The sequence below is a fragment of the Pedobacter sp. 05L430 genome (assembly GCF_056397585.1).
Map to the genome: position 1 here is coordinate 1 of NZ_JBFTNT010000483.1, position 3037 is coordinate 3037.

Sequence of the window (3037 nt, forward strand, 5' to 3'; positions counted from 1 at the left end):
CTTACTGTTCCACTCATATTAACATTTGTTAAATAAGTGTAAGAACAGTCTAACAACTTAAGCTTTCTCAGGCCGGACACATAAAGAGAAACTAAGGGATTATCTCTCAAAGACAACTCCTCAAGTTCTTTAAACTGACTAAAGTCTAGTTTCGATAACTGATTCTCGCTCAGTCTGATTAATTTCACAGCAGCACATCCAGACACTTTAAACTCATTTAATGTATTTTTCTGAAAATCGATGTGCACCAGCTTTGGAAGGTTAGGAATATCGACTTTATACAGTGCATTGTCGTGCATTTTTATCTCTTCAAGCTTCAGCAGTCCGGTTAAGTCTAGTGTACTGATTTTGTTCTGATGAACATATAAAGTCCTTAGGTTGGTTAATCCTCTCAGGTTCATGTTCTGGATCTGATTGTTATAACCAAAGATCTCTTCCAGATTTTTCATACCTTCAAGATCCAACACTTTTACCTGATTATTCCAAAAGCTAAGCTCTTTTAAATTTGCGAAACTTTTAATACCTATCAATGAACTTATACCAGCCTGATCTACATTTAGCTTTGTTACTTTTTGTGCTTCAGACAGCTGAATTTCTCCATCTCCATTAAGATCTACCCCAAGAATAACAAGTTGCTTTTTAAAATTCGGATCGGGTATTTTTATAGTTTGAGCAATAGCACTGAATGATACCACGCCCCACAAAAGCATTATGCATAAAAATAAATGTTCTTTTTTCATCGGTTTTCCTCCTGATTTAATTATGAACAACCACATTCATTACTGCACCTGCATCCTTTACGTCCACAAACCCACTGATTTCGTTTTCAATAAAGACATCATACTGGTAGTCCTCATAAATTGGTGATGAGCCTAAAACATATCCATAAACATTATATGAGGTACTGGTACCGGTTTGAACAGCAACTGTTTTTTGTCTCGCAAAGGCAATCCAGCTGATAATGTAATATTTTCCCGGTTTCAGGTCAGTAAACCGAAAGGTCCCCTTGTCATCGACAAACCTACCCTCCACCCGGTAAGTAAATGCAACACTACTCATGGTAGCCTGCTTTTTGCGGCTATTAAATTTTTTCTTCAGCTCCAGAAACTCCATAAAATATGGCGTTACCGGAAACAACAGGATCTGGCTTCCTTTAACACCAAAATTATCCTTGCCTTTTTTTTTCAATGTAGCAGTTCCCTGTATGGTAGCTGTTCCCTTTTCCATCAACCTTGCAGTTTCAGCTTCATTAAAAGGAGTAGTAGGAAGAACCCATTCCGGCGCCTTCTGTGCGTAAGCCATATGGCTGAACAACAAGAGCAGTAATTTTACCGATAGTACTTTTAGTATTCTTTTATTCATAACTTGGTTCTTGAAAACCATCGAATGTATCCAGGCAGTCGAAATTACGGTCAGAAAATGTTTACTGCAATAGCTGTAAAAAGTCATTTGCAACTAGCTGTTTTCAGCTAGTTGCAAGATAAGAATTCTACTACGAGAACATTACTTTAGAATGTTATGTCATCCGCTACATTTCCACCAGCACCGCTGTTTACTGCGTTGCTAAACTTCGGATGTTGCCCTGCTTGAGCAAAATACTGGCCAAACAGCGTCATGATCTCATAAGTCTGATCCTGCTTCATTCTTTCTGGCCAGAGCAGGTTGGCTTCCTGCCATACCGGTAATTCTATCCCGAGCGCTTTTGCGATTRCTTCTTCGCTCAAACCGCTTCCCAGTTTGGCGCATGCGGCACTGTAATCTTCGAGGCTAATCCCATGAATGGGTTCTAATAATGGATTGTTCGACATAATAATATTTATAAATGATTAATGCTATTATCTTTTAGCAGGCGGAGATAGAACTTTTCATTTTCTTCTTCCATATCTGGGGTAATTTGGTTCCATTGGTCAAACATTGCACGAAGATATTGCTGGTATAATGCAGGATCTTTAGGCTGCCGTTCCTCATAGATTTTTAACAAATGTGCAGTACGCTGTTCGGCAAGGCTGCGTGCATTATGCAAAACCATCTGTGCACCGCTGGACGGCATAAAGGTATTCTGTGTCTGGCAATACAAGCAAGTCACATACGTTGCGATGAAGAACATTTTGGAGATCGCTATTTTTCCTCCGCATTGCTTACAGGTGAACTGGTCTTTTATTAACGCAAATGAAGCTAGTTGCTCCTGGTAAAATGCCTCCAGATCCTGTTGACCGGCAGCTTCGCGTAACAATGAAGTATAATCGTGACATCGCTTTTCAAAAGCATAATGGCGGTTGAAACAGGCCTCTCTGAAATCGTTCGATGTAAACACCCCTGATGAATATATCAGACCAAGAATCTTATCCTCTTTTACTTCATTTGCTTGGTCCTGCATCCGGCGTAACTGGCCCAGCAACCCTGCCAGCATGCGGCCGTGTGCTCTTTTATACGGGTCCTGATCCTCTTTGAAAATCGCTTTCAGCTCCGGAATGGCAGCGTTACACATCTCTCCCATCCTTACTTCCAGCTTTTCCAGAAAAACAAACCATCGTTCTTGTGTTTGCCTTAACAGTTCTTCCATTATGAATTATTGTCTTTCTTTATATGAATACCGTCTGTCAATTTACTATCCATGAAGCGGAACCCACAATATGCACAATTCGTCAAACCATCGCGGTAGGCCCTGCCGGCACTGCAATTAGGGCAATCACGTATTTCCATCCGCGCTGCTTTGTCCGGTATCTCTCCTCCATAATTCGTTTGGGAAAGGGCTTGTTGCTTCAGCTTTTCCACGTAGGTCAGCGTCTTTTTCTTTTCTTCCTCTGCCATATCTACAGGAGTTTTAGCAGCTCTTCTTTCTTAGTAGCATATTCTGCTTCATCAATCAGTTTTTCATCAAAAAGCAGCTTCAGCTTCTTCAAGCGGGTAGTGATATCATCCGTAGGCTGGGGCTGGCTAGCAGGCTGCTGCTGGTGATTCAAAATCATTGAAAGTGCAGCTGCCTGTTTAGCTGCGTCGTTCAAAGCAGTATGGTCTTTTCCGATAGCATTAGCCG

At 41.0% G+C, this 3037-nt stretch carries 6 protein-coding genes; all 6 read right to left on the reverse strand.

What is annotated here, in order from left to right; all coding sequences use genetic code 11:
• On the reverse strand, positions 1–740 hold a 740-nt coding region (locus tag AC1DG9_RS26630; protein ID WP_477635643.1), incomplete at its 3' end, for a leucine-rich repeat domain-containing protein.
• A 16-nt stretch (positions 741–756) separates the two neighbouring features.
• Positions 757–1362, reverse strand: coding sequence for a hypothetical protein (locus AC1DG9_RS26635; protein WP_337715034.1), 606 nt, complete (start codon positions 1360–1362; stop codon positions 757–759).
• A gap of 146 nt (positions 1363–1508) precedes the next feature.
• Positions 1509–1808 (reverse strand): DUF6620 family protein, encoded by a 300-nt coding sequence (locus AC1DG9_RS26640; RefSeq protein ID WP_477635644.1) that lies wholly within the window; start codon positions 1806–1808, stop codon positions 1509–1511.
• Between the two features lie 8 nt (positions 1809–1816).
• Complete coding sequence (locus AC1DG9_RS26645) at positions 1817–2563, reverse strand: hypothetical protein (RefSeq protein WP_172663658.1); 747 nt, start codon at positions 2561–2563, stop codon at positions 1817–1819.
• Positions 2563–2811 (reverse strand): hypothetical protein, encoded by a 249-nt coding sequence (locus tag AC1DG9_RS26650; protein ID WP_172663659.1) that lies wholly within the window; start codon positions 2809–2811, stop codon positions 2563–2565. The genes AC1DG9_RS26645 and AC1DG9_RS26650 overlap by 1 nt, the downstream gene beginning before the upstream one ends.
• Before the next feature lie 2 nt (positions 2812–2813).
• Positions 2814–3037, reverse strand: a 224-nt coding sequence (locus tag AC1DG9_RS26655; protein ID WP_477635645.1) for a hypothetical protein, incomplete at its 5' end; no start/stop codon positions are given.

Bases quoted from the DNA above. Each gene is read 5' to 3' on its own strand.
- AC1DG9_RS26650 (WP_172663659.1), bottom strand. From the start codon at position 2,811: ATGGCAGAGGAAGAAAAGAAAAAGACGCTGACCTACGTGGAAAAGCTG.
- AC1DG9_RS26645 (WP_172663658.1), bottom strand. From the start codon at position 2,563: ATGGAAGAACTGTTAAGGCAAACACAAGAACGATGGTTTGTTTTTCTG.
- AC1DG9_RS26635 (WP_337715034.1), bottom strand. From the start codon at position 1,362: ATGAATAAAAGAATACTAAAAGTACTATCGGTAAAATTACTGCTCTTG.